The 24,675-nt window shown below is 70.0% G+C and carries 21 protein-coding genes and 1 riboswitch; of the genes, 2 read left to right on the top strand and 19 right to left on the bottom strand.

Features of this window, described 5'->3' with window-relative positions; all coding sequences use genetic code 11:
- Positions 1 to 50: 50 nt before the first annotated feature.
- On the top strand, positions 51 to 659 hold the full coding sequence (locus ACFYRX_RS21730; protein WP_389102028.1) for a TetR/AcrR family transcriptional regulator: 609 nt from the start codon (positions 51 to 53) through the stop codon (positions 657 to 659).
- 28 nt (positions 660 to 687) lie between these two features.
- Here the strand turns inward: ACFYRX_RS21730 and ACFYRX_RS21725 are convergent, their stop codons facing one another.
- From ACFYRX_RS21725 to ACFYRX_RS21700, 6 genes are all read right to left on the bottom strand, one after another.
- Complete coding sequence (locus ACFYRX_RS21725) at positions 688 to 1,473, bottom strand: SGNH/GDSL hydrolase family protein (protein WP_389102025.1); 786 nt, start codon at positions 1,471 to 1,473, stop codon at positions 688 to 690.
- Positions 1,474 to 1,618: 145 nt separating this feature from the next.
- On the bottom strand, positions 1,619 to 2,335 hold the full coding sequence (locus tag ACFYRX_RS21720) for a DUF6250 domain-containing protein (protein ID WP_389102023.1): 717 nt from the start codon (positions 2,333 to 2,335) through the stop codon (positions 1,619 to 1,621).
- Positions 2,319 to 3,401 (bottom strand): GDSL-type esterase/lipase family protein, encoded by a 1,083-nt coding sequence (locus ACFYRX_RS21715; RefSeq protein WP_389102021.1) that lies wholly within the window; start codon positions 3,399 to 3,401, stop codon positions 2,319 to 2,321. Before ACFYRX_RS21715 ends, ACFYRX_RS21720 begins: the two co-directional genes overlap by 17 nt.
- The gene (locus tag ACFYRX_RS21710; protein ID WP_389102018.1) at positions 3,398 to 6,121 is read right to left on the bottom strand and encodes a Tat pathway signal sequence domain protein; all 2,724 of its coding nucleotides are present in this window, start codon (positions 6,119 to 6,121) and stop codon (positions 3,398 to 3,400) included. Before ACFYRX_RS21710 ends, ACFYRX_RS21715 begins: the two co-directional genes overlap by 4 nt.
- Before the next feature lie 201 nt (positions 6,122 to 6,322).
- Positions 6,323 to 7,246: a peptidoglycan DD-metalloendopeptidase family protein gene (locus ACFYRX_RS21705; RefSeq protein ID WP_389102016.1), complete on the bottom strand. Its 924-nt coding sequence runs from the start codon at positions 7,244 to 7,246 to the stop codon at positions 6,323 to 6,325.
- A 4-nt stretch (positions 7,247 to 7,250) separates the two neighbouring features.
- A riboswitch (cyclic di-AMP (ydaO/yuaA leader) is annotated at positions 7,251 to 7,412 on the bottom strand.
- Between the two features lie 303 nt (positions 7,413 to 7,715).
- A complete protein-coding gene (locus ACFYRX_RS21700) occupies positions 7,716 to 9,797 on the bottom strand; it encodes an alpha-galactosidase (protein WP_389102013.1) in 2,082 nt (693 codons plus the stop codon).
- Between the two features lie 203 nt (positions 9,798 to 10,000).
- Here ACFYRX_RS21700 and ACFYRX_RS21695 point away from each other — a divergent pair, with 203 nt between their 5' ends.
- Complete coding sequence (locus ACFYRX_RS21695; RefSeq protein ID WP_389102010.1) at positions 10,001 to 10,801, top strand: tyrosine-protein phosphatase; 801 nt, start codon at positions 10,001 to 10,003, stop codon at positions 10,799 to 10,801.
- A gap of 45 nt (positions 10,802 to 10,846) precedes the next feature.
- Here the strand turns inward: ACFYRX_RS21695 and ACFYRX_RS21690 are convergent, their stop codons facing one another.
- The 13 genes from ACFYRX_RS21690 to hpnC form a co-directional block, all read right to left on the bottom strand.
- A complete protein-coding gene (locus tag ACFYRX_RS21690; protein WP_389102007.1) occupies positions 10,847 to 10,969 on the bottom strand; it encodes a DUF6126 family protein in 123 nt (40 codons plus the stop codon).
- Entirely contained in the window at positions 10,966 to 11,571 is a 606-nt protein-coding gene (locus ACFYRX_RS21685; protein WP_389102004.1) for a helix-turn-helix domain-containing protein, read from the bottom strand. The genes ACFYRX_RS21690 and ACFYRX_RS21685 overlap by 4 nt, the downstream gene beginning before the upstream one ends.
- Positions 11,572 to 11,644: 73 nt before the next feature.
- Complete coding sequence (locus tag ACFYRX_RS21680) at positions 11,645 to 13,030, bottom strand: aspartate aminotransferase family protein (RefSeq protein ID WP_389102002.1); 1,386 nt, start codon at positions 13,028 to 13,030, stop codon at positions 11,645 to 11,647.
- Entirely contained in the window at positions 13,027 to 14,925 is a 1,899-nt protein-coding gene (gene dxs, locus ACFYRX_RS21675; RefSeq protein WP_389101999.1) for a 1-deoxy-D-xylulose-5-phosphate synthase, read from the bottom strand. The genes ACFYRX_RS21680 and dxs overlap by 4 nt, the downstream gene beginning before the upstream one ends.
- A 26-nt stretch (positions 14,926 to 14,951) precedes the next feature.
- Positions 14,952 to 16,109 (bottom strand): flavodoxin-dependent (E)-4-hydroxy-3-methylbut-2-enyl-diphosphate synthase, encoded by a 1,158-nt coding sequence (gene ispG / locus ACFYRX_RS21670; RefSeq protein ID WP_389101996.1) that lies wholly within the window; start codon positions 16,107 to 16,109, stop codon positions 14,952 to 14,954.
- 4 nt (positions 16,110 to 16,113) lie between these two features.
- Positions 16,114 to 17,136 (bottom strand): adenosyl-hopene transferase HpnH, encoded by a 1,023-nt coding sequence (hpnH, locus tag ACFYRX_RS21665; protein ID WP_389101993.1) that lies wholly within the window; start codon positions 17,134 to 17,136, stop codon positions 16,114 to 16,116.
- Between the two features lie 5 nt (positions 17,137 to 17,141).
- The gene (locus ACFYRX_RS21660; protein ID WP_389101991.1) at positions 17,142 to 17,783 is read right to left on the bottom strand and encodes a 1-hydroxy-2-methyl-2-butenyl 4-diphosphate reductase; all 642 of its coding nucleotides are present in this window, start codon (positions 17,781 to 17,783) and stop codon (positions 17,142 to 17,144) included.
- Positions 17,783 to 19,774 carry a squalene--hopene cyclase gene (gene shc / locus ACFYRX_RS21655; protein ID WP_389101988.1) on the bottom strand — a complete coding sequence of 664 codons (1,992 nt, stop codon included), beginning with the start codon at positions 19,772 to 19,774 and terminating at the stop codon, positions 17,783 to 17,785. Before shc ends, ACFYRX_RS21660 begins: the two co-directional genes overlap by 1 nt.
- Positions 19,775 to 19,895: 121 nt before the next feature.
- On the bottom strand, positions 19,896 to 20,960 hold the full coding sequence (locus tag ACFYRX_RS21650; protein ID WP_389102723.1) for a polyprenyl synthetase family protein: 1,065 nt from the start codon (positions 20,958 to 20,960) through the stop codon (positions 19,896 to 19,898).
- Positions 20,961 to 21,031: 71 nt separating this feature from the next.
- A complete protein-coding gene (gene hpnE / locus ACFYRX_RS21645; RefSeq protein WP_389101985.1) occupies positions 21,032 to 22,426 on the bottom strand; it encodes a hydroxysqualene dehydroxylase HpnE in 1,395 nt (464 codons plus the stop codon).
- Entirely contained in the window at positions 22,423 to 22,572 is a 150-nt protein-coding gene (locus ACFYRX_RS21640) for a DUF6380 family protein (RefSeq protein ID WP_389101982.1), read from the bottom strand. Before ACFYRX_RS21640 ends, hpnE begins: the two co-directional genes overlap by 4 nt.
- Positions 22,572 to 23,522 (bottom strand): presqualene diphosphate synthase HpnD, encoded by a 951-nt coding sequence (gene hpnD / locus ACFYRX_RS21635; RefSeq protein ID WP_389101980.1) that lies wholly within the window; start codon positions 23,520 to 23,522, stop codon positions 22,572 to 22,574. The genes ACFYRX_RS21640 and hpnD overlap by 1 nt, the downstream gene beginning before the upstream one ends.
- The gene (hpnC, locus tag ACFYRX_RS21630; protein ID WP_389101977.1) at positions 23,519 to 24,421 is read right to left on the bottom strand and encodes a squalene synthase HpnC; all 903 of its coding nucleotides are present in this window, start codon (positions 24,419 to 24,421) and stop codon (positions 23,519 to 23,521) included. The genes hpnD and hpnC overlap by 4 nt, the downstream gene beginning before the upstream one ends.
- Between the last annotated feature and the right edge of the window lie 254 nt (positions 24,422 to 24,675).

Below are 24,675 nucleotides of genomic sequence, written 5' to 3'. Positions count from 1 at the left end.
CTGGCCCCCGCCGGGCGGTGCCACCCACGGTGACGGATTAGGGTGAGCTCGTGGCCAGAGTGCGGTTGACGGTGGCGGAGCGGCGCGAGGAACTGCTGCGGGCCGCCATGGGGCAGATCGAGGCGCGGGGCGTGGCGGCCGTCAGGATCGCCGACGTGGCCTCGGCGCTCGGGGTGAGCAACGCCTTGGTGCTCTATCACTTCTCGACCAAGGAGAAGCTGGTCGCCGCCGCGTTCACCTACGCCGCCGAGGAGGATCTGGCCCATCTGCGCAAGCTGCTGGGCCGGCGTACCAGCGCGCTGCGGCGGCTGAGGGCGGCCGTTCGCTGGTACGCGCCGACGGGCCAGGCCAAGGGCTGGCGCCTGTGGATCGAGGGCTGGGCGGTGGCGCTGCGTGAACCGGCGCTCCAGGAGGTCACCCGGAACCTCGACCGGCGCTGGAAGGCCGCGCTCGCGGAGGTGATCGCCGAGGGCGTCACCGCGGGCGAGTTCCACTGCCCCGACCCCGAGGCCACGGCCCTGCGCCTCACCGCTCTCCTGGACGGGCTGGCGGTCCAACTGACGTCCTACGCGGGCGCGGTGCCCCGCAGCCGGGCCCAGAAGTGGGTGGACGAGGCGCTGGCCCGGGAACTGGGCCTGGAGGCGGCGCCGACGCCGTAGCCGCGCCCGGCCGCAGTCCCCGGGCAGCTCAGGCCACCGAAGCGATTCGGGTCTTGATGTCGTCCGGCGACAGCACACCCTTGGCCGTCACGTGGTCCCCGGAGGACTCCCCCCGAAGCCGGCGTCCGATCCACGGCACCAGGTACTCACGCGCCCAGTGCACGTCATCACGGCGGACATCCAGCGGCCCTCGCGGCGGCAACGGCGGCCACGCCTGGTCCGGATCCGCCGGCACCTCGACCCCCAGCACCTGCCCCGCACGGAGCGCCACACGCGTGTGGCCCTCGGGAGAGAGGTGGAGCCGGTCGCCGTCCCAGGCCCGCCGGTCCTGGACGGTCTTCAGGGACCACAGGTCGAGAACCGGGCAGCCGTAGCGGTCCGCCACAGCCCGCACATGCCCGTTGTACGTGGCGATCTTGCCGCGCAGATGCTTGAGCACGGGCACGTTGCGGGTGTCGAAGCCGGTCGTCACCATGACGGTGCCGCACGCCTCGGTGAGCCGGGCGATCGCCCGCTCGAAGCGCTCGGCGACCTCGTCGGGATCGGTACCGGGCCGGATGATGTCGTTGCCGCCCGCGCAGAACGACACCAGGTCCGGTGCCAGTTCGACGGCCTGCGGAAGCTGGTCCTCGACGATCTGGTCGAGCAGCTTCCCGCGCACGGCGAGATTGCTGTACCTGAAGTCGCCCTCGGGCCGCCGGTCCGCGAGAAGTACCGCGAACCGGTCGGCCCAGCCGACGAACGCCCCGTCGGGGCCGGGGTCGCCGACGCCCTCGGTGAAGCTGTCCCCCACCGCCACGTACGACCCGATCACTGATCTGCTGTCATCCTTCGAATCGTCTGCCACAGCAGTTCATGATTCACCTTCGAATGTGACCTACGCGACCGTAAGAAGCACTTGACGGGCGGTGAGATAAGCCACTTCTAAAGTGTTCGCCAAACCAGGAATAGGTCACTCATCAGGAATGTTCATGAGGGGACCGCCACACCCGGAAGTCGCTGATCCGGAAATGGCTCCAGGTGGTCCGGAACGCGAAGTGCCCTGCCGTGTACGGCTCCGGGTCGGTGTAGTCGAAGACGAGCCGCCCGTTGTTCCACCACTGCACCGCGCCACCGTCCGAGACGATCCGCACCCGGTTCGGCCGGTTGGCGACGAGCAGCGGCTCGGTGTAGTCGTAGATCAGCGGCCGCACCCCGGCCTCGCCGACGTAACGGCGCAGCCGGGTCGTGGTGTTGTAGTTCGCCCCGTAGCCGGAGTAGTACGTCTTCAGGTAGTCGTACTCGGCGAGCGCCCCGCCCCTGGGGGTGGCGAAGAGGTCGTCCGGTGAGCGGACGTCGACGGCGTTCCAGAAGTTGTTGAGGTCGGAGACCCGGTCGTTGACCCCGCCCGCGGAGACGGGGGTGGCGGTGTACTCGATGACGTACGGGCCTTCGAGCCGCTTCCTGAACCAGATGGTCGCGCCCGCGGGCACGTCGACCTCCAGCGTCCCCCGCTTCGCGGTGACCGTGCCGCCCTGCTCCAGTTCGACCGCCCACTGGCCGAGGCCGTGGCGGAAGTCGTCGTGGGCGATGAGACGGCGGTGGCGGGGCGAGGCGCTCGCGGTGGCCGCGGGGGTCAGGGCGGCAAGGGCGGCGCCGGCTGCGAGGGCTCCGAAGGCTCTACGCGTGGTCGTCACTGGAGGTCGTTCCTTCCGGGGTGGTGGTCGCGGGCTTCTTCGCGATGAGGTCGATCAGTCGGTCGGCCACTTTGCGGTGGCCCTGGGCGCTCGGGTGGACGGTGCCGTTGAAGTCGCCCTGCGCCGCGTCGAGCCAGCCCGTCGTGTCGACGAACTCGATGCGCGGATCGGCGAGTTCGTCGACGACGGCCGCGATGTCGACGGCGTGGGTGCCGTCGAAGGGGCGCAGGGCGAGGATGCGGGCGTGTGGTGCGGCGGCCCGGAGCCGGGTCAGAAGGGCACGGTAGGCGGCCTTGAACTCGGCGGAGCCGAACGCGGCGTCGTTGGTGCCCTGGTTCAGCACGATCGCGTCGGCCCGGCGGTCCGAATCCGCCCTGGAACCGGCGTAGTTCCACCCGTAGGCGTCCGTCGCCGCGGGCACTCCCCCGTTACCGGTCCGGATCACGCCCTGCCGCCCGAACCCGACCTGGGTGAGCGAGGCGTGCAGGGCGTCGGCGACCAGGGTGGGGTAGGCGGCCGTGCCGTCCGCGCAGTCGGAGGTGTTCACGTCGCACAGGGCCATGACGCCTTGGGTGATCGAGTCACCGTAGAACGCCAACTGAGGCTTCTGCGCACGATGTTGGGACAGCAGATGTCCACGGATCCCGGTCAGCACCACGCCGGTCTCCAGTGGCGGCACCCACCGGTTCGCCCGCGAGAAGACATCCTTGACGGAGATCTCGACGGCGTGCGGCCCACGGCCGGCCGCCCTGATCTCCAGGTCGGGCCGGCCGACGGCGTACACCTCCTTGGGGCCGCCGTCGACCGACACGTAGATCTGCGCGGGCACGGTGATCGACGTGACGTCGAAGAGCGCGTGGACGGCCGTGCCGGTGAAGCGGAAGCGCAGCCGGGAGCCGGAGTTGACGGTGACGGCCGCCTCGGCGGTCCGGCCCCAGTGACCCTCGTAGGCGATACGGCCGTCGTCGGGACGCACGACGTTGTCGTCACCGGAGGCGACGGCGGGCGGCACCGCGCCGACGAGCAGCCCCGCCAGGGTCGCCACGGTCAGGAGCGTGCGTCTCATGACGGGATCCGGTCTCCGATCAGGGCCAGGTTCTGGATCGCGGCGAGGGCCCACTGGGCGGAGGAGTTGGTGGAGATCCAGGGGATCTCCTTCGTGGTCCGCAGGACCGCCGGGGTCTTGACTGTGACGGGGTTCCAGTCGTTGGACGGGAAATAGGTGTCGTTGCCGGTGAAGAACTCGTTCCACGCGCGCGTGGCGAGAGCCGGATCGTTCTTGCGCTGAGCCGCGTACGCGGTGATGCGCGAGTGCGCGGCGGGCAGCGCCGACTTCCAGGTGGAGCCGGTGAGTTGCTTCTTCTGGGCGTCGGTGGCGTTGTAGTACTGCGCGTAGTTCAGCCAGGCAGCGCGGAACTCGGGCTCCTCGTCGCCCAGCAGCGACACGATCTCGCTGTTGGTCTCCACGAGCCCGAAGACGGCGTTGAGATGGGAGACGTTGACGGCGGTGTCGGTCGTCACCGCGAACTTGCCGGTGTCGGCGTCGAGGAGACCCGTTCCCGTGAAGAAGCCGTTGGGCTGCGCGGCGATCGTCCGCAGGGAGTTGACGAGTTTCGCCTTCGCCTCTGCCGCGCCCGGGCCGCCCCGCTCCCATTCGGTGAGCCAGGCCGCCGACACCCCGCCCCAGTCGGTGCCGAAGCCCACCGACAGGGCGTGCCGGTCGCCGGGCTCGTATCCGTCGGTGCGGACCTTGCGTTGCGGGTCGACCTCCAGGAACGTCAGCTCCACGTCGACGAGTTCGCTCAGCAGGTCGCCGGTGCGTTCGTCGCCGGTGAGGAAGTAGAAGAAGCGGCGGTTGGCGGCCGTGGAGATGCGGACCTGCTTGGCGCTGTCCGCCCAGTGCTGCACGCCGTGGCGGGTGCCGAGGCCCGCCCACTTGCCCAGGTGGTAGACGTCGACCTCACCGGTGTGCCGGGTCATCGCCTCCGCGAACCGGAACGCCTCGGCGGAGCCGGTGCGCAGGAAGTGGTACCAGAGCCAGAGGTCGGTGCCCAACTCGGAGTTGTCCCAGGCGAATCCGCCGATGTCGTAGCGCCAGACGTGCCGGTCGTTGTCGTAGGTGTGCTGGACGTCGCCGTAGTCGAGGAAGCCGTACCAGCGGCGCTCCTCGCGCTGATCACGGTAGTAGGCGAACAGGTCGTCGAGGTGGTCCTCGATCGCCGCGCGGGCCTTCGAGGAGCGGTCCACGGGCGCCCAGTCGCCGAACACGCCCGCGGAGCGCAGCCGCCCGGGCGCGGCCGCCAGCAGCGGAGGAGCGGCCACCGCCTTCGCCTGAGCCGCCAGAGCCGCGGCGGACGGGGTCTTCTCCACGGCCCAGAAGGTCAGTTCACTGGTCCGGGCGATGCCGTACGGGGTGCCGAAGCCGGGCTCGTAGTCCTCGTAGGTGATTTCCAGACCGCCGTCGGACTGCTCCTCGTAGGTGTCCTGACCGAGGCCGTCGTGGTAGAAGCGCAGGTCGAGGGGCTGGGCCTCGGGCGAGTAGAGCCAGAGGGTGACCTCGGCGGCGTCGGAGGCCGCGCCGCGGACGTCGAGCTGGGTGGGGTGGCGCTGCCAGAAGTCCCGGAGGCCGAAGGAGAGTCCGCCGCTCGCGCCGCCGACGTATCCGAAGCCGCCGGCGCGCTGGCCGGCGGCGGCCGTGATCCAGCCGTACCCGGCCTTCGTCCGCTTGCGCACGAGGTAGCCGTCTGCGGTCGGCTGGGTGAGCGTGTAGTCGCCCCACCGCGGGATGTACGCCAGCCGGCTCGACACCCGGGTGTCCCAGGTGGCGGTGTCCGGCAGCCTCTCGCCCGCGATCTGCGCGGCCCGCACCGCGGCGCCCGGGTCGCGGCGCAGCCCGGTGATGCCCTGGACGGCCTCGCTGAACAGGCCGCCGCCCGAGTCGGCGAACCGCACATGGCGGTCGTACGGCTGGTCGCTCAGCGGCACGGTGAAGCGGACACCGAGCCCGCGCAGGAAGTCCCCCTGGTCGGAGCCGGGCCGCTGCTCGCCGTCCCAGACGAAGGTGTGCACCAGGCGGAAGGATTCCGCACCGGCACAGAACGCGAACCGCAGCACGAAGGGCAGCCAGGCCCGGCCGCCGTCCCGGTGCCGGCCCTCGACCCGGATCACGGCACGGACGGGCCCCTCCTGCTCGACCGCGATCTTCTCGATCCGGCCCGCGAAAGCGTCGAGGTCCGCGCCCTCACGCACGGACTCCTGCCGCAGGGCGACCAGCCGCCCGTCCCGCGCGATCTCGGTCGTACCGCGCCTGATGCTGCGTACGACGGTGTCGGAGCCCTTGGCCTCGAAGACGGCGGTGATCACGCCGGTCGACACCTCGATACGGCCACTTCTCCGGCCGACCTCGACCCGGTGAGCGGGGGCAGCCGGACTGCCCGCGCTCAGTACGTAGCGGTCGGCCTTCGGCGCGTCGGGCGCTATCGCGTGCGCGGTCCACTTCACCGAGCCGTCGGGCCAGTAGCCGGTGACCCAGCTCTGGACCGGCACCTCGTCGCCGCCGGAGGTCGCGAGCCGGAACGGCTGCTCCGGGCGGTGGGTGCCACGGGCCCAGGGCACGCCCCAGGTGGCACCGGCGTGGACGTCGGGGGCCGAACCCTCCAGCCAGTGGAGGTCGGTGGCGTCGCCGTCCGCCGCTGCGGCGGCGTGGGACACGGCCCAGGAGAACTGGGTGAGGGCGGCCGCGGCTGCGGCGCCCTTGAAGACGGTGCGTCGGTCGACGCCGGACACTGTGACCTCCGAAGGCCTTAGAAAGCGCTTGCACGGCTACGGAGTTCACTGTGTCCCCACCCTCCCCCGCCTGTCGACGCTCCAGGCACGTCTGCCACAAGACCGCAATGAAGTGATCATGAAGGCGCAAGGACACCAGCAGGAAACACCGAAGGCCGGACCCGGGGATCGGGGTCCGGCCTTCGGTGGCACAGGGGAGCGTCAGCCGACGGCGACGCCCTTCGAGCGGAGGTAGGAGACCGGGTCCACGTCCGAGCCGTAGTCCGGCGTGGTGCGGATCTCGAAGTGCAGGTGCGGGCCGGTGACGTTACCGGTCGCGCCGGAGAGGCCGATCTGCTGGCCCTCGGTCACGGTCTGGCCGGCCGAGACGGAGAGCTGGGACAGGTGGGCGTACTGCGCGTAGTAGCCGTCGTTCAGCTTGATGACGACCTGGTTGCCGTAGGCGCCGCCCCAGCCCGCGGAGACGACCGTGCCCGCGGCCACGGCCTTCAGCGTGGTGCCGGTCGGGACGACGAAGTCGACGCCGGTGTGGTACCCGCTGGACCACATGCTGCCCGCCACGCGGTAGCCGGTGCCGATGGTGGCACCGCTGACCGGAAGGGCATAGCCGCTGGAGCCGGCGGTGTCGGAGCTCTGGGTGACGGCCGTCGAGTTCGACGACGACTTCGACTCGGTCTGCTCGGCCTTCGAAGAGCCCGAAGCGGAGGCGGAGGACTCGGTCTTCGCCGCGCTCCTCTTGCCGATCGAGAGCTTCAGACCGGGGTGGATGAGCGAGGGGTCGTCGCCGACGACCTGGCGGTTGTCGGCGTAGAGCTTCTTCCAGCCGCCGGTGACATTCTGCTCGTCGGCGATCTTCGAGAGATAGTCACCGGTCCGCACCGAATAGGTGCGCACGGTCGCGGCCTTCTTCTTCGCGGCCGTCTTTTCGGCAGTCTTCTCAGCGACCTTCTGCGTCACCGGAAGCGACTGGACGGCCTTTTCCGACACCGACTGCGAGGTGGCGGCGTGAGCGCCGGTGGCCCCCATGAGCGGGAGGGCGAGCGCGGCACCCCCGGTTCCGGCGACGGCGATCGAGCGGGTGAAGCGCTGGGGCTTCGGACGGCGGTGCTTACCCTTCGCGGGCATGGCGGATTCCTCTCCGGCGCCTGCGAGGTGAGCTGTCGGGTGCGGGCTGGAGATGCCCGGCCGCGCCGAGACGCGGCTTTACCCCAAGCCTGTTCCGGAGACCGGAACAGACGTACTGCCTGTGGGTCCCCCGCTCCTGCCGTGTACGGGTGAGTGTGTGCGGAATCCGTTCGGCGGCAGGATTGGGCGTCCGACCGGATCGGTGGCGAACGTAAGCGAGCAAGACGCAAAGGGACAAGTGAGAGGTTCCCTGTGAATGCGTTCCTGTTGATCGCTTATGAGAATTAACGGTCACCCTGCGTGAATCGGACGCCAGGCGCCCGGCCCAAATCCCCATGAAAACCATGAGAATTACGTGAACATGACGCGCGACACACCGTCACCGATATGACGCTCCTCACGCCACGGATTCACAGACACTCACACCCTGGAAGGAGTTGGAATTAATCCATCAATTCGGACAGAAGCCCTAGATGCGACGGAGCCGGATAACTGTCGCATCGAGATCGCCCCGCAAACGAGTACGAAGTCCGTGGTGCAGCAATACGGCCCCTCGGTGAATTTCGCCCGTTTCGGGGCATTCATACGATGCTGCCGGGTCGAGCCCGCGCAATCGCAATGCGGGAACGGGCTCGCCGTAGTGCTGCGCCTGGAGGCAGGCGAGGACGACGGTCTCGTCCCCCAGGACGTACTGCACCGCACTCAGGCCACCCCGCGGAGGCCGCAGCCGGTAGAGGTCGCCGCGCTGCACCAGGGGCCGGATCTCCTTGTAGAGATCCACCCACTCGCGAGCCTCGGCGAGCTCCTCCTCGGTCCACTCCTCCAGATCCCCGCCGACCCCGAGCACCCCGGCCATCGCGCTCACGAACCGGAACCGAAGGGAGCTCACCCGGCCGTTGAGCTGGGTGTTGGGGCTGTCGGTGACCCAGGCGGCCATCACGCGCGCGGGATGGATCTGGCTGAAGCCGTGCTGGATGACGAGCCGGTCGAGCGGGTCGGTGTTGTCGGAGGTCCACACCTGGTCGGTACGGCTCATCACCCCGAGGTCGATCCGGCCGCCGCCACCCGAGCAGGACTCGAAGGCAACGCCGGGGTGGGCCTCCCGCAACCGGTCCAACAGGGCGTAGAAGCCGCGCACATGGTCGACCCACAGGCGCTGCGGGTACGCGTCGCCGGGCCAGCCCGCGTCGGTGAAGCAGCGGTTGAAGTCCCACTTCACGTAGTCGACCGGGGCCGAGGAGAGCAGCGTGTCGAGCTGCCCCCACAGGTACTCCTGGACGTCCTCACGCGCGAGGTTCAGTACGAGCTGGTTGCGGAACTCCGTCTGCTTCCGTCCCGCCTGGAACTGCACCCAGTCCGGATGGGCGCGGTACAGCTCGCTGTCCGGGTTGACCATCTCCGGCTCGACCCAGATACCGAACTGCATGCCGAGAGCACGCACCTGGTCGCCGAGCGGCTTGAGGCCGGAGGGGAACCGGTCGGGGTTGGGCGCCCAGTCACCGAGCCCCGCCCGGTCACTGGTGCGGGCGCCGAACCAGCCGTCGTCGACCACGAACAGTTCGACGCCGATCGCCGCGGCCCGCCTGGCGAGGGCTTCCTGCTGCTCCTCGGAGATGTCGAAGTTCGTGGCCTCCCAGGAGTTGAACAGCACGGGCCGGTCCTGGTCCGCGTCCGGGATGACGTACGCCCGCTGGTAGGCGTGCCAGGCCCGGCTCGCGCCGCCGAAGCCGCCGTCGCTCCAGAGGCCGGCGAAGACGGGGGTGGTGAAGGACTCCCCGGCCGCCAGGCTCAGCAGCCCCGAGTCGTCGTAGCCGGCGCCGCCGGTGATCTGCACGCGTGCGTCGGGGAGTTGGGCCACCGCGATCCGCCAGGACCCCGACCAGCCGAGGGCGCAGCCGTAGACCTCGCCGCGTTCCTCGGTCGCGTCGGTGTCGAGCGCCACCCATGGCAGGTGCTGGTGCCCGGTGTGGCCGCGGCGGCTGCCGATGACCTTGTCGCCATAGGTGAGGGGGGCCTGGGTGAGCTGGGACTCGGCGGCCCAGCGGCCGTGCAGCTGGGAGAGCCGCCAGCCGTCCTCGCGGTCGGGCAGGGTCCAGGTGGCGGAGTCGGCACGCAGCAGCTCGACCGGCGCCGGGCCCTGGTTGTCCAGGGTCACCCAGCGCTCCAGGACGTCGTGGCGCATCCGGTAGTGCAGGGTCACGGTCAGCCCGGCGTCCCGGAACCGCAGCCGCAGTTCGTCACCCTCGGTGTCGTACGCCTCGAAGCTCCACTCGGTGCCGCGTCGCTCGTCCGTGCGCACGGACAGGGCGGGGCGGGTGAAACGGGGGCCGCCTTCGACCGGGTACTCCTCGCGTCCGTCCAGCGGCGACTCGAAGGGCCAGTACTCCGGCAGCGGCCGAACGGCGAGGGCCTCGGCGTCGGCGTCGGCGAGCGTGATCCTCGGGCCCCAGTGCAGATGCAGCAGCTCACCCTCGGCGGTGAGGTGCAGGGCGTAACTGCTGGCCGGCCCGGAAAGAATCCACGTACGGCCGTTCTCGGCGATCTCCAGCATCGTGCCCCTCACAGATTCGAACAGGTGCCATCAGGTGCGCTCAGGCACCAACATCATCATCGGCCGTGAGCTCGGCTGCAACGCCTGTGGACAACTGATTGCCGGGGCTGTGGACAACTGATTGCCCCAGGAACACATGTCGTATGGTCGAGAGCGTGCCCGTCGACGAGCAGCGCCGGCGGTGACCGGCTGGGAGGAACCCCGTGACGCAGCAGATCCCGTCGACCGAACCCGAACTGGCCGGTGTCCGCAACTTCCGTGATGTGGGCGGGATGCCGACGGTGGACGGACGTCGGGTGCGGTACGGAGTGCTGTTCCGCAGCGGGCACCTGGCGCACGCGACAGAGGACGACGCCGCGTTCCTGTCCTCCCTCGGCCTGCGCACGGTCTTCGACTTCCGCAACGCGGCGGACCAGAAGCTGGAGGGCATGGATGTCGAGCTGGCGGGGGTGCGCAATGTGAACCTGCCGCTGAGCGACCCGGCCGACGGCGTCGAGTTCTGGAAGATGGTCCGCGACGGCGAGCTCGACCAGCTGCGCGAGATCCTGAGCGACGGCAAGGGCGCGAACCGGATGATCACCGCCTACCGCAAGATCATCAAGGAGCGCACCGCGGAGCACTCCCAGGTGCTGCACTCCCTCGCCGAGGACAGCGTTCCCGCTCTCATGCACTGCGCGGCCGGCAAGGACCGCGCGGGCCTGTCGATAGCCGTGACCCTGCTCGCCGTGGGCGTGGAGCGCGAGGCCATCGTCGCCGACTATCTGGAGTCCAACGCCAAGCACCGTCGGTACAAGGTGCGCCGCAGCGGCTCCGATGCGGCCACGGCCTACTCCCCCGAGGTCATGGAGCTGCTCAGCCCCCTCTTCGACGCGCGCGTCGAGTATCTGACGGCGGCCTTCGAGACCATCGAGGAGACGTGGGGCAGCGTCGACGCGTACCTGGAGGAGGGCCTCGGCCTCACCCCGGACATCCGTGAGCGGCTGCGGGAGCGGCTCCTCGACTGAGCCGTGCGGCCGTCGCCGGCGCCTTTCCCAAAGCCGCAGCCACCACTACTGCCCTGCTCCCACCGCGAAGAGGAAGTAGATGAAGGCCGCGAAGACGTGACCCACCGCGAGGTAGATGATCAGGCGCACCCACAGAGCGCGGGGGAACTTCTCCTCCATGTCGGTCATGGCGTCTCTCCAAGGTTCGGGCCCAGGCACAGCGTGGCCGTGGGGCTCTGCAACAGGGTGTGGACGAACAGAAGCTCGACGCCTTCGGGGTCCTGGGCGGCGATGCGGTGCGGGGTCAGCGAGTCGAAGTGCGCGCTGTCGCCCGGGTCGAGCCGGTGCGTGGTGTCGCCGAGGCGCAGCCGGAGCCGCCCCTTGAGGACGTAGAGCCATTCCTCGCCCGGGTGCACCCGCACGATGTCGCCCTGGGAACCGTGCGGCACCTGCACCCGCAGGGCCTGCATGCCGCGGCCGGGCGCGCCCGCCTGGACGTAGGTCCAGCCGCCCGCCGCGGTCGGTTCCATGTCGGCGGCGCGCAGCACGGCGTCCCGGTCGGCGACCGTCTCGCCGAGCAGTTCCGAGACCGTCGTACCGTAGATACGGGCGAGCGCGAGCAGCATCGGCAGCGAAGGCTGACGCTGCCCGGTCTCGAGCCGGGAGAGGTGCGCGGGCGACAAGCCCGCGGCGCCTGCCGCGGCCTCCAGGGTGAGGGAGGCGCGGCGGCGAAGTGCACGGAGTTGAGGAGCCACCGATGGCAGCTCCGTGAAGGCTTCCGAGGAGCTCATGCCTCCATTGAGCCGGAGGTTTGCCTCTGCGGCAAATTTCTTGCCCCAGAGGCAAAATCCTCCGTGTGAGCCTCTACCGGTTGGCCACCGCCTGCTTCACCAGCGTCTTGCTGAAGTCCCACATCAGCCCGCTGCCGCTGTGCGCGTCGTCCATGACGTCGGTGAAGGCGTCGACGAACCGGTCCACGTCCGCCTCGCCGACGACGAGTGGCGGGATGAGCTTGATGACCTCCAGGTGGTCCCCGGAGACCTGGGTGAGAATCCGGTGCCGCTGCAGCAGCGGAACGACGACCATCTGCGCGAACAGGCCCTTGCGTGCGGCCTGGAGCATGGTCCAGCGGCTGCGCAGCTTCAGCGACCTGGGCCTGCCGAACTCGATGCCGATCATCAGACCCCGGCCGCGGACGTCGGCGAGCAGTTCGTACTTGTCGGTCAGCGCCGCGAGCCGGGACCTGAGCAGGTCGCCGGTGGCGCGGGCGTTCGCGACGATCTGCTCGTTCTCCATGACCGACAGAACGGCGAGCCCGGCCGCCATCGCCTGGGCGTTGGATCCGAAGCTCGCCGAGTGCACCAGCACCCGGTCCATCGAGGAGTAGACCTTCTTGAAGATCCAGTCCCTGCCGAGGGTGGCGCCCACCGGGACGTAGCCGCCGGAGAGCGCTTTGGCCACGCACACCAGGTCGGGTTCGACCCCGTCCTCGTGCTGGTACGCGTAGAAGTCCCCGGTCCGGCCGAGCCCGGTCTGCACCTCGTCGGCGATCAGCAGCGCCTTGTGGCTGCGCAGCAATTCCTGCGCGGCCCGCAGATAGCCGGGCGGGGCCTCGAGCACGCCCTTGCCCTGGATCGGCTCGACGACCAGGGCGGCCACGTCGCCCTTCTTCAACTCCCTTGCCAGGGCGTCGAGATCGCCGAGAGGGACGGCGGTGTCGGGGAGCAGGGGCGCGAATCCGTCGCGGAAGCCGGACTCACCGTTGACCGACAGGGACCCGGTGGTCAGTCCGTGGAAGGCGTGGTCGCAGTACAGGACGCGGGGCTTGCCGGTGACATACCGGGCGAACTTCAGCGCGGTCTCCACGGCCTCCGTGCCGCTGTTGCCGAAGAACACCCGGTCCAGGTGCGGGCTGTACCCGAGGAGCTTCTCGGCGAGCAGTCCGGGCAGCGGCTGGCAGTCGAAGCGGGTGAGGTCGGCGAGTCCGGCGTCGAGGACGTCGTGCAGTGCCTTGCGGACGACGGGGTGGTGGCGGCCCAGGCCCATCACCCCGAACCCGGCGAGCATGTCCAGGTAGTCGTTGCCGTCCGCGTCCCAGAAGTGGGCGCCCTCGGCGCGCTCATAGACCTTGTCGAAGCCGATGGTGTGCAGCATGCGCGGGAGCTGGTGGTTGAGGTACTTGCCGTGCAGCTCGTAGCGCTCGGCTCCGCGCTCGGCCAGGAGTCTGCCGAGGTCGAACTCCGTGGTCATTCAGCCTGCTCCTTGACTTCGGCCTGGTCCTTCACGGCCAGGCTCGCGCTGATCCGCCCCGCCACCTCGACCGGCGTCAGCCCGATGTCGGCGAGCACCTCGCCCCGCTTGGCGTGCGCGAGGAACTGCTCCGGGATCCCGAACCGCCGTACGGGCACGTCGACATCGGCGTCGCCCAGCGCGAGCGCGACCGCGGCGCCCACCCCGGCGGCCCGGCTGTTGTCCTCGACGACGGCCACCAGCCGGTGTTCCGCGGCGAGACCCGGCAGAGCGGGGTCGACGGGCTTGACCCAACGGGGGTCCACCACCGTGCAGTTGATACCGCGGGCCTCCAGCAGTTCGGCGGCCTGGAGGCAGACGGGGGCCATGACGCCTACGGCAACCAGAAGCACCTCGGGCCGGTCACCTCTGTGCAGGACGTCCAGGCCCCCTACCCGGTCGATCGCCGGCACCGAAGGACCCACCGACTCCTTCGGGAACCGCACCAGCGTCGGCGCGTCGTCCACGGCGACCGCCTCCCGCAGCTGCGCCCGCAGTTGGTCGGCGTCCCGCGGCGCGGCGATCCGCAGTCCCGGCACGACCTGGAGGATCGACATGTCCCACATGCCGTTGTGGGAGGCCCCGTCGACCCCTGTGACCCCGGCCCGGTCCAGCACGAACGTGACCCCGCAGCGATGCAGGGCGACGTCCATCAGCAGCTGGTCGAAGGCCCGGTTGAGGAAGGTCGCGTAGACGGCGACGACGGGATGCAGTCCGCCGGTCGCGAGCCCCGCCGCCGACACGGCCGCGTGCTGCTCGGCGATGCCGACGTCCCACACCCGGTCCGGGAACCGGGCGGCGAACTTGCCGAGTCCGACCGGGTGCAGCATGGCCGCCGTGATCGCCACGACGTCCTCGCGCTCCTCCCCGATCGCGGCGATCTCGTCGCCGAACACCGAGGTCCAGGAAGGCCCGTTGGAGGGCGCGAGCGGCTCGCAGGTGAGGGGGTCCATCACCCCGACGGTGTGGAAGTGGTCCTCCTCGTGAGCCAGGGCGGGTTCGTAGCCGCGGCCCTTCTCCGTCAGACAGTGGACGAGCACCGGCCCGTGGAAGCGTTTCGCGCGCCTCAGCGCGGACTCGACGGCCCCGATGTCGTGTCCGTCGATCGGGCCGACGTACTTCAGCCCCAGGTCTTCGAACATGCCCTGCGGTGCGAAGGCGTCCTTGAATCCCTTCTTCGCGCCGTGCAGGGACTCGTAGACGGTGTTGCCGACCAGCGGGGTCTTGAGGAGTACCTCCTTCCCCCAGGCCAGCACCTTCTCGTAACCGTCCGTCGTGCGTAGGGTGGCCAGGTGGTTGGCGAGGCCGCCGATGGTCGGCGAGTACGACCGCTCGTTGTCGTTGACGACGATGATCAGCGGCCGGTCCTTGGCGGCCGCGATGTTGTTCAGCGCCTCCCAGGCCATCCCGCCGGTGAGCGCGCCGTCGCCGATGACCGCGACGACATGACCCGTCTCCCCCTGCACCTGGCGGGCCTTGGCGAGCCCGTCGGCCCAGCCGAGCGCGGTGGAGGCGTGGCTGTTCTCGACGATGTCGTGCTCGGACTCCGCGCGCGAGGGGTAGCCGGACAGACCGCCCTTGGAGCGCAGCTTGGAGAAGTCCTGACGTCCCGTCAGGATCTTGTGCACATAGCTCTGATGACCGGTGTCCCACACGATGCGGTCGACCGGCGACTCGAAGACCCGGTGGAGCGCGATGGACAGTTCCACCACCCCCAGGTTGGGCCCGAGGTGTCCGCCGGTCCTGGCGACCGCAAGCACCAGGAACTCCCTGATTTCCTCGGCCAGTTCACCGAGATCCGACTCGGACAGCGCCTTCAGGTCGCGTGGTCCCCGGATGTTCTCCAGCATCGTCACGCTCGGCCCCCTTCGGTCCGTGCTGTTCAACTCACGGTGACGGCCGGCTCCCCCGCCGCGACGCCGTCCTGTTCCATCTGTTCGGCGATCTTCATCGCCTCTTCGATGAGGGTCTCCACGATCTTCGATTCCGGGACGGTCTTGATGACCTCGCCCTTGACGAAGATCTGGCCCTTGCCGTTGCCGGAGGCGACACCCAGGTCCGCCTCCCGTGCCTCGCCGGGACCGTTGACCACACACCCCATCACCGCGACCCGCAGGGGCACTTCCATGCCCTCAAGACCCGCCGTGACCTCTTCGGCCAGCTTGTAGACGTCGACCTGTGCGCGCCCGCAGGACGGACACGACACGATCTCCAGCCGCCGTTGCCGCAGGTTCAGGGACTGAAGGATCTGGATGCCGACCTTCACCTCCTCGACCGGCGGGGCGGACAGGGACACCCGGATGGTGTCGCCGATCCCCCTGCTGAGCAGCGCCCCGAAGGCCACCGCCGACTTGATCGTCCCCTGGAAGGCGGGCCCTGCCTCCGTGACCCCCAGGTGCAGCGGGTAGTCGCACTGCTCGGCGAGCAGCGTGTAGGCGGCCACCATCACCACGGGGTCGTTGTGCTTGACGGAGATCTTGATGTCCCGGAAGCCGTGCTCCTCGAACAACGACGCCTCCCACAGCGCCGATTCGACCAGCGCCTCCGGAGTCGCCTTCCCGTACTTCTGGAGCAGCCGCCGGTCCAGCGACCCCGCGTTGACCCCGATCCGGATCGGCGTGCCGTGGTCCTTCGCGGCCCGCGCGATCTCCTTGACCTTGTCGTCGAACTGCTTGATGTTCCCGGGATTGACGCGTACGGCCGCACAGCCCGCCTCGATCGCCGCGAACACGTACTTCGGCTGGAAGTGGATGTCCGCGATCACCGGGATCTGCGACTTGCGAGCGATGGTCGCGAGGGCGTCCGCGTCGTCCTGGGTGGGACAGGCGACGCGGACGATCTGGCAGCCGGACGCGGTGAGTTCGGCGATCTGCTGGAGGGTGGCGCCGATGTCGGACGTGCGGGTCGTCGTCATCGACTGCACCGACACCGGGGCCCCGCCCCCGACCGCCACCGGTCCGACCTGGATCTGCCGCGACACACGCCGCTCGGCGATCGGCCGGACCGGTACCTCGGGGACGCCCAAGGAGATGGCGGTCATCGCGCTACTCGCGGTTTCCGCTGACGGTCTCGCGCATGGCCCGCAGGGACTCCTTCAGGGAGCCCATGGTGGCGAGGACGGCGGTCGGTTCGTAGCCGCAGTGCGCCATGCAGTTGGCGCAGCGCGGGTCCTTGCCGCGGCCGTACTTGTCCCAGTCGGTCTCCTCGATGAGTTCGCGGTACGTCGGCACGTACCCGTCGCTCATCAGGTAGCAGGGGCGCTGCCAGCCGAACAGGGAGTAGTTCGGGATCGCCCAGGCCGTGCACGGGAAGTCGACCTTGCCCTCCAGGAAGTCCAGGAAGAGCGGGGAGTGGTTGAGCCGCCACTTCTTGCGGTTGCCGCCCGAGAAGGCCTTCTTGAACAGCTCCCGGGTCTGCTCCACGCCAAGGAAGTGCTCCTGGTCGGGCGCCTTCTCGTAGGCGTAGGCGGGCGAGATCATCATCTCGTCGACCTTGAGGTCGTCGTTGAGGAAGTTGAGCACCTCGATGATGGTCTGCGGGGTGTCGGTGTTGAAGAAGGTCGAGTTGGTGGTGACCCGGAAGCCGCGCTTCTTGGCCTCCTTGATCGCCCCCACGGCCTCGTCGAAGACGCCCTCCTTCGCCACGGACTCGTCGTGCCGCTCACGCAGCCCGTCGATGTGCACCGCGAAGGCGAAATAGGGGGACGGGGTGAACTTGTCCATCTTCTTGCGCAGCAGCATGGCGTTGGTGCAGAGGAAGACGTACTTCTTCTTCGCCACCAACTGCCGCACGATCTCATCGATCTGAGGGTGCATCAGCGGCTCACCGCCGGCGATGGACACCATCGGGGCGCCGGACTCCAGCACCGCCCCGACGGCCTGCGCCACCGGCATGCGCTGCTTGAGGACACCGGCCGGATGCTGGATCTTGCCGCAGCCCTCGCACTTGAGATTGCACGCGAACAGGGGTTCCAGCTCCACGATCAGCGGGAACTTCTCCCGCTTGCGAAGCTTCTGTTCGGCCAAGTATGTAGCGACCTTGATGGACTGACGCAGCGGCATTGCCATCTGGCTCACCTCCTGGGGAGCAGCAAGGAACGGTGCCATTCATAGAAAGCTGGAAGAACGGAACGAAGGACGCGGAAGGCCGATATTCCACCGCGTACCGTGCCGATCCGGACGAGTTCATGCTGTGGAGCGTCCACGACCACCCGGACGGCCGCAACGGGGCGCTCGCCCGCGCGTACGGCGCTCAGGAGCGTGGCCGCGGACTCCATGTCGACCGCGATCGCGCCGGTCGCGAGCAGATCCGACCGCTCGTGACCGCGGACGACGTGATCGGAGCCGATGAGCGGTCCGGTATGCACGGTGCGTCCCGGTACAGCCCGTACGAGCTCCTTGACGAGTAGGTCGGTCTCCACACACGGAACGGTTCCGTCCGGATGTCGGGTCTCCTCGGCGACCACCAGATCGCCGGGGTGCATCCCGGGAGCGAGCCCCGCGCAGAAGCCGGTGGCCAGTACGGCGGCCCCGTCGAGCAGGGGATCGGCCAGACGGCGGGTGACGGACCGTTCCGCCGCCTTGGGGCCCATGCCCGTCCGGAGCACGGTGACCGGCCCGCCGGCCCCGCCGCGCTCACCCGTGCGCAGGGCGAGGTGCTCGATGCCGAGGGCGCAGGCGATCAGCAGCGGGGCGGTGGCGGGCCGGGTGCTCATCAGACCGCCTCCGGCCGGGAGAACGGTTCTCCATGGACGTAACGGCCGAGTGCGGTGAGCGGGAAGACCTGTCGGTAGAGGTGGTAGTTGATGGAGAAGTCCCAGGGGAAGCCCGTGCCGGTGAAGTAGGGCTCGTCCCAGGAGCCGTCCTCGCGCTGGGTGCTCGCGAGCCACTCGATGCCGCGCTCGACGGCCTTGGAGTCCCTCTCCCCCGCGGCCAGCAGCGCCATCAGCGCCCAAGCTGTCTGCGAGGCCGTCGAGGCACCGCGGCCGCTCCACTCCTTGGCGTGCTTGTAGGAGCGCAGGTCCTCGCCCCAGCCGCCGTCCTCGTTCTGCACCTTCTCCAGCCACGCCACGGCCCGCCGGATCGCCGGGTGCGAGGCGGGCAGACCGGCGGCCGTCAGCGCGGGCACCACCGAGCCGGTGCCGTAGACGTAGTTGACGCCCCAGCGCCCGAACCACGAGCCGTCCGGCTCCTGTTCGGCGAGCAGCCAGTCGATCCCCCGCCGGGTGCGCGGGTCGTGCGAAAGCCCCTCGACGGCCAGCATCTCCACCACATGCGCGGTGACGTCGGCGGACGGCGGGTCGATGACCTCGCCGAAGTCGCAGAACGGCAGCCGGTTGGGGAACGGGCTGGTGTTGTCCACGTCGAACGCGCCCCACCCGCCGTTCTTCGACTGCATCCCGAGGTTCCAGCGCACCCCGCGCCCGATGGCCTTCTCGATCCGCTCGGGGTCGTGGTGCCTGACCCTGCGCAGGGCGAGGGCCACCTCCGCGGTGTCGTCGATGTCGGGGTAGTTGTCGTTGTGGAACTCGAACGCCCAGCCGCCCGGCTGCAGTTGCGGTCGCTTCTCCGCCCAGTCACCGGGCCGCACGATCTCCTCGCCGAGCATCCAGTCCGCCGCCTTGACGAGCTGCGGGTGATCGGCGGGCACTCCCGCGTCGGCGAGCGCGATGGTGGCGAGGCAGGTGTCCCACACCGGCGACTGGCAGGCCTCGATCATCCGGGACCCGTCCTCACGCCAGATGGCGAAGCGGTCCAAAGACTCCAACCCGGCCCGCATGACCGGGTGTTCGAGGTCGTAGCCGACCAGGTGCAGCGCGATCACCGAGTACACGGCCGGCGGCTGGATGCCGCCCCAGCAGCCGTCGTTCTCCTGCCGCTCGATGATCCAGCGGGCCGCGCTGTTCATCGCGGCCCGGCGCAGTCGACGCGGGGCGACCTTGCGCAGCTGGTGCAGCGCCTTGTCGAGCCGCTGGAAGGCGCCGTCCCAACTCGCCACCGGGGCGAGGGGCTTGGCGGGGTTCGGATCGGCCGGGTCGATGTGCAGCTCGTCGAGCGGGAAGGGCGCGGGCCGGACCGGCCGCTTGGCGGAGACGATCGTCAGCGGGACGATGGTCTGGCGGGCCCAGCACCCGAAGTCGTAGATGTTGAGCGGGGCCCACTTGGGGAAGTAGATGAGTTCCGGCGGGAGTTCTGGCAGATCCTCCCACTTCCACCAGCCGAACAGGGCGAGCCAGATCCGGGTGAACACCCGGGCGGCGGCGATACCGCCCTGCGCGCGGATCCACGCGGAGGCCTTCGCCATGTGCGGGTCGTCCGGCGCGTCACCGTCCAGGCGGAGGGCGACGTACGCCTCGATGGTGGTGGAGAGTTCGCCGGGCCCGCCGTAGAAGGAGGCCCAGGTGCCGTCCTCGCCCTGCTCGCCGCGGATGAACCTGGCGGCGGCCCGCGTGGTGGACTCGTCGCGGATGCCCAGGAACTGACGGAGCAGGAGATCCTCGGCGTCCATCGTGACGTTGGTCTCGAGGTCGCCCTTCCACCAGCCCTGGGCGTCCTGTCTTGCGAGCAGGTGCTCGGTGGCACGTTGAACTGCGCGTACGGCGGCGTCTTGTACCCCGGCCGCCACGGGAGTGGCGATGTCGGTTTCGCTGGCCGCGGCAACACGGGGCGGCAGGGCCCCGGTGCTTCCGTCGGTCGTCGCTGTCATGGCTTCCCCTTCGTGCAGTGTGCAATGTGGTGCTCTGCTGTGGGTCCGCCGTCGGCCGGTGCCTTTCCTTTCCTCGCAGCACCGGCCGGCGACTACGCGAGGGCTATTCGACCGATAATGATCATCTCTTTCGTACGACGACGAAGTCGGCGAGTGCCGTGAACTGCGCCCGCACCCGGTCGGGCATGTCGATGGCGTCGAGCGCCTCGACGGCGACGGTGTGCTGGCGGCGTGCCTCCGCGGCCGTCCACTCACGGCCGCCCGCCTCCTCGATGAGGGCGGCGCGGGCCGCGAACTCCTCCTCGGAGAAGTTCTCGAAGTCGCTGCTCTTGGCGTCGGCGGCGAGGATCTCACCGAGCCGGTCGGAGGCGGCACCGCCCGCCGCGAGCGCGGCCACGACCGGCAGGGACTTCTTGCGCTGGCGCAGGTCGCTCCAGGTCTGCTTGCCGGTGGCGACCGGGTCGCCCCAGATGCCGAGCAGGTCGTCGACGGCCTGGAAGGCGAGGCCGAGGTGGTAGCCGTACTTCTCCAGGGTGTCGGCGGTGCGGTCGTCCGCGCCGCCGAGCACCGCGCCGATGGAGCTGGCGCAGGCGAGCAGGGCGCCGGTCTTGTTGCCCTCCATCTCCAGGCACTCCTCGACGCTGACGCGGTCGCGGTGCTCGTAGGAGATGTCCTGGGCCTGGCCGTCGATGAGGGCGCGGGTGGCGGTGGTCAGGCGGCGGGTGGCGCGGCCGGCCTCGACGGTGCCGAGCTCCAGCAGGACCTCGTTGGCCAGCGCGAACAGGGCGTCGCCGACCAGGATGGCCTGGGCCGGGCCGTGCACCTTCCAGACGGTGTCGCGGTGGCGGCGCTGCTCGTCGCCGTCCATGAGGTCGTCGTGCAGGAGCGAGAAGTTGTGGACCAGTTCGACGGCGACGGCGCCGGGGATGCCGGTCTCGGGCGCGGCACCCGTGACCTCCGCCGAGAGGACGGCGAGGGCGGGGCGCACGGCCTTGCCGCCGTCCCCGTCGGCCGGGTTGCCCGCCGCGTCGATCCAGCCGAAGTGATAGGCGGAAACGGTGTCCATCGGGGATGCCAGGCGGTCCACGGCCGCCTTCAGCACCGGGGTGGCCAGGGTCCGGCCGCGCTCGAGGAGCGCGGTCACGTCCACCGCGGACCTCCGAGCGGCCGTCTCGGCCGGGGGCACAGTGGGCACAGTCTCTCCTCTTGTTGCGGTACCAGGGGTGCGGGGGCCTGACGCGCCGTGCTGATCGAGCATCATGCGGCCTCCTCGAACGCGAAGAGGCGGGCGGGGCGGGGCCGGCCCAGGGCGCCCAGCGCGGCGTCCGCCGCACTCACGCCACTGCGGACCGCACTTTCCATGGTCGCGGGCCACCCTGTGGCGGTCCACGCGCCGGCCAGGTAGAGGCCGGGGGCTTTGGTACGGGCGCCGGGCCGCAGCCGTCCGACGCCGGGGGATGGAGCGAACGTCGCCGTGCGCTCCCGGGTCACGAAGAAGTCCCGCACCTCGGCGCCGCGCGTGAGGGGCAGCAGCCGCTCCAGCTCGGGAAGATAGCGCTCGCGCAGCTCTGCCACCGGCTTGTCGATGTCGTCGTGCGCGGCCGACTGGGACAGGGCGAGGTACTGGCCCTCGCGCAGTCCGGAGGCGTCGGTGCGGTCGAAGACCCATTGCACCGGGGTGCCGAGGGCCGCGAAGAACGGTGTGTCGAGGACCTTGCGGTCGTAGACGACATGGACGTTGAGGATCGGGGCGGTGCCGATCTCCCGGAGATTTTCGCGAGCGTCCAGCGCACCCTCCGGCAGCAGGTCAGCCGCCTCGTTCGGGGCGACGGCGAGGACCACGGCGTCGGCGCGGAGCGTCTCGCCGGGAACCTGAACGCTCCAAGTGCCGTTCTCGTCAGTAGAGATGGAGGTGACGCGTGTACGGACCTCGGTACGCACGCCCGCGGAGTCGAGCGCCTTGCGGGCGAGCCGGTCGTGCAGTTCACCCAGCGGGACATGCGCCCAGCCGATGTCGGCCGCGCCCGGGTCGGACAGCAGACCGGTCTTGAACACCATCGCGGCGAGCCCCAGCGAGGCGTCGCCCGCGACCGCGTTGAGGGTGGCGACCCCGACCAGGTCCCACAGGGCCTCGACGGCACGCGCCGACTGACCGTGTGCGGTCAGCCAGCTGCCGAAGTCCTGTGCGTCCAGGCTCGGATCGGCGAGGTCGAGCCCCTTGAGAGCGAGCGCGGCACGCCCCACCCGGGCCCGCTCGGCGAGCGAGAGATGCGGATAGGTCGCGAGGCTGCGCCCCAGATGCAGGGGCACCGGCAGCGCGTCGCGCCGCAGCCTGCCGAGCCGTCGGCCCTCGGGCCGGGCCACGTCGAGTACGGGCACGTCGAGACGATTCTGTAGCGGCGCCAGCGCCGTCCCCTCGATGCGGTCGAGGAACCAGCGATAGGCGGTGCAGCAGCGCAGATAGACGTGCTGTCCGTTGTCGACGGTCAGTTCGCCGCGCTGGAAGGAGAAGGCGAGTCCGCCCAGGCGTGGCCTGCCTTCGAGCAGGGTGACGCGCACTCCGGCGTCGGCGAGCGCGAGCGCGGCGGTGATGCCGGCGAGCCCCCCGCCGACCACCACGGCGTCCCGCGCGGACTGATGCCCGTCGGTCATCGCACACCCTCCCCTGCGCGGCCGCCGCGGAGTTCGAGCGGTACACGGCCGACCGTTGCAGTCAGGGACGCCGTCCCGGAGCGGAGGGTTGCGTGCCACTTTTCTCCAGTGGCATCACCTTGGGCCGAATTGTCCACACCGTCCATCAGGCATGCCTCCTGACGGTCCGCCGTGTCACATGCCGTGCGTCGAGGCCGGACAGACCACGGACGGCGACGTACGCCTTCTCACGTCCGGGCAACGAGACCCGACCGCGCAGCACCGCCTCGGGGTCGCGCTCGATGCGGTCGAGCAGTCGGCGGTAGATGCCGGCCATGGCGGCGACACAGGCACCGCTGCGCCGGTCGAGCATGGGGAGCAGTCGGTAACCCTCGGCGAAAAGAGCGCGGGCCCGTCGCACTTCGAAGTGCACGAGGCCCGCGAAGTCGGCGCCCTCGGGTGGCTGTGCTCCCTTGAAGCCGGCCGAGCAGCCGAACTTCGCGAGGTCGTCGGCGGGCAGATAGACGCGCCCGCCCTCGGCGTCCTCGCGGACGTCCCGCAGGATGTTCGTCAGCTGGAGCGCCAGCCCGAGCGTGTCGGCGTACTCCGGCGCGCGTTCGGCGGCGCGCGCCCCGGGTTCCGGACCGAACACGCCGAGCGAGAGCCGCCCGATGGCGCCCGCCACACAGCGGCAGTACACCTTCAGGTCGTCCCAGGTCTCATAGGTCTCGCCGCGTACGTCCATGAGGACGCCGTCGATCAGTTCGTCCAGGCCGCCGAGCGGGATCGGGAAGGTCTCGGCGGCGTGGGCGAGGGCGACGGCCACCGGGTCGGTGTCGTCCTCGTCGACCACACCCTCGCGCACCCGGGTCAGCATCGCCCGGGTGTCCTCGAGTCTCGCGGCCTTGACCTCGTCCGCCAGCGTGCCGTCGCCGATGTCGTCGACGCGCCGTGAGAACGCGTAGAGCGCGGACATGGCGCGCCGCTTGGACGTCGGAAGCAGCCTGATGCCGTACGCGAAGTTCCGGGCCTGCTGCCCGGTGACGGCCTCGCAGTAGCTGTAGGCGGCGAGTACCGGTGCGGACGCGTGCGGTGATGAGTCCACGGTCCGGATCACCCCTCTCCTCGCAGAGCGACGCCCACCTCGCGCAGCAGCTGGAGCTTGCCGGGCTTGGGCGGGCCGGGAAGTACGTCGTATTCGGCGGCGGCGATCGCACGGATCGCCGCCCTTCCCCCCGCCACGAACCCTGCGAGCAGCAGCTTCAACCTGCCGTGGACGCTACCCACCAGGGGGGCGCCTTCATTCAGGAGTTGGCGGGCGCGTTGTGCTTCGTATGCAACCAGTGCGCGCACCGATGCGCCCGCGGTTTTCGTGGCGAGATCCGCCTCCTGGACATGAAAGCGCTTCATGTCCTCGGCGGGCAGATAGATCCGGTCGCGGCCGAGGTCCTCGGCGACGTCCTGGAGGTGTTCGACGACCTGGAGGGCCGTGCAGATCGCGTCGGAGAGCCGGATCCGCTCGGGGGTCGAGGTGCCGGTGACGGCGAGCACGAGCCGTCCGACGGGGTTGGCGGACAGCTCGCAGTAGGCGAGCAGGTCGTCGTAGGTCTCGTAGCGCGCGACGAGCTGGTCCTGGCGGTTGGCGGCGATCAGGCCGAGGAAGGGCTCGGGAGTGAGGGCGCGGCGGCGGACGGTCGGCTGGAGGCGGCGCAGCAGGGGGTGGCGGGGCGTCCCGGAGAAGACCAGGTTCAGGTCGGCCTCGAAGGCGTCCAGGAGGACCAGCCGGTCCTCGGCCTCCCCGGGCGACACGCCGAGCAGCTCCGCGTCGGCGCCGCCGGGGGCCAGGTCGCCGTCGCCGATGTCGTCGACGAGGCGGGCGAAACCGTAGACGGCCATGAGGTCGGTGCGCCAGTCCTTGGGCAGGAAGAACGGAGCCACGGGGAAGTTCTCCCCCGCGGCCTTGTCGAGCGTGCCGCGCTCCGGGTCACCGGCGCGGGCCCTGTCGGTTCCGGTCACCGCTCACTTCCCGCGGCGGGGACGGCATGAGCCGGGTGGAGCTGGGGATCTTCGGTCGCCATTGCCGTCACATCTCCCGTTCTACACCGCCGACCCAATACGCACGATTTCGGACACGCCGCCCAGCCGTCCGCGCGGCGCCAGGGTAGCGGGTGTCGCGCGATATCGCCCCACTTGACGCGATTGAGCACCGGTACAGCTTACGTTGTACAACGCGGTAAGGATCGTCGGGGTGTCCTGCACATCACAACAAC

Source organism: Streptomyces sp. NPDC005374 (assembly GCF_042872225.1).
GTDB lineage: Bacteria > Actinomycetota > Actinomycetes > Streptomycetales > Streptomycetaceae > Streptomyces.
The sequence above is the reverse complement of the archived record's forward strand: the minus strand, read 5'-3'. Positions and strand labels throughout refer to the sequence as shown.

Coding starts and splice junctions, on each gene's coding strand:
- ispG (WP_389101996.1), bottom strand. CDS start 16,109: ATGACCGCCATCTCCTTGGGCGTCCCCGAGGTACCGGTCCGGCCGATC.
- ACFYRX_RS21705 (WP_389102016.1), bottom strand. CDS start 7,246: ATGCCCGCGAAGGGTAAGCACCGCCGTCCGAAGCCCCAGCGCTTCACC.
- ACFYRX_RS21690 (WP_389102007.1), bottom strand. CDS start 10,969: ATGACCGACATGGAGGAGAAGTTCCCCCGCGCTCTGTGGGTGCGCCTG.
- ACFYRX_RS21685 (WP_389102004.1), bottom strand. CDS start 11,571: ATGAGCTCCTCGGAAGCCTTCACGGAGCTGCCATCGGTGGCTCCTCAA.
- hpnH (WP_389101993.1), bottom strand. CDS start 17,136: ATGGCAATGCCGCTGCGTCAGTCCATCAAGGTCGCTACATACTTGGCC.
- ACFYRX_RS21660 (WP_389101991.1), bottom strand. CDS start 17,783: ATGAGCACCCGGCCCGCCACCGCCCCGCTGCTGATCGCCTGCGCCCTC.
- ACFYRX_RS21640 (WP_389101982.1), bottom strand. CDS start 22,572: ATGGACGGTGTGGACAATTCGGCCCAAGGTGATGCCACTGGAGAAAAG.
- ACFYRX_RS21700 (WP_389102013.1), bottom strand. CDS start 9,797: ATGCTGGAGATCGCCGAGAACGGCCGTACGTGGATTCTTTCCGGGCCG.
- ACFYRX_RS21680 (WP_389102002.1), bottom strand. CDS start 13,030: ATGACCACGGAGTTCGACCTCGGCAGACTCCTGGCCGAGCGCGGAGCC.
- hpnE (WP_389101985.1), bottom strand. CDS start 22,426: ATGACCGACGGGCATCAGTCCGCGCGGGACGCCGTGGTGGTCGGCGGG.
- shc (WP_389101988.1), bottom strand. CDS start 19,774: ATGACAGCGACGACCGACGGAAGCACCGGGGCCCTGCCGCCCCGTGTT.
- ACFYRX_RS21715 (WP_389102021.1), bottom strand. CDS start 3,401: ATGAGACGCACGCTCCTGACCGTGGCGACCCTGGCGGGGCTGCTCGTC.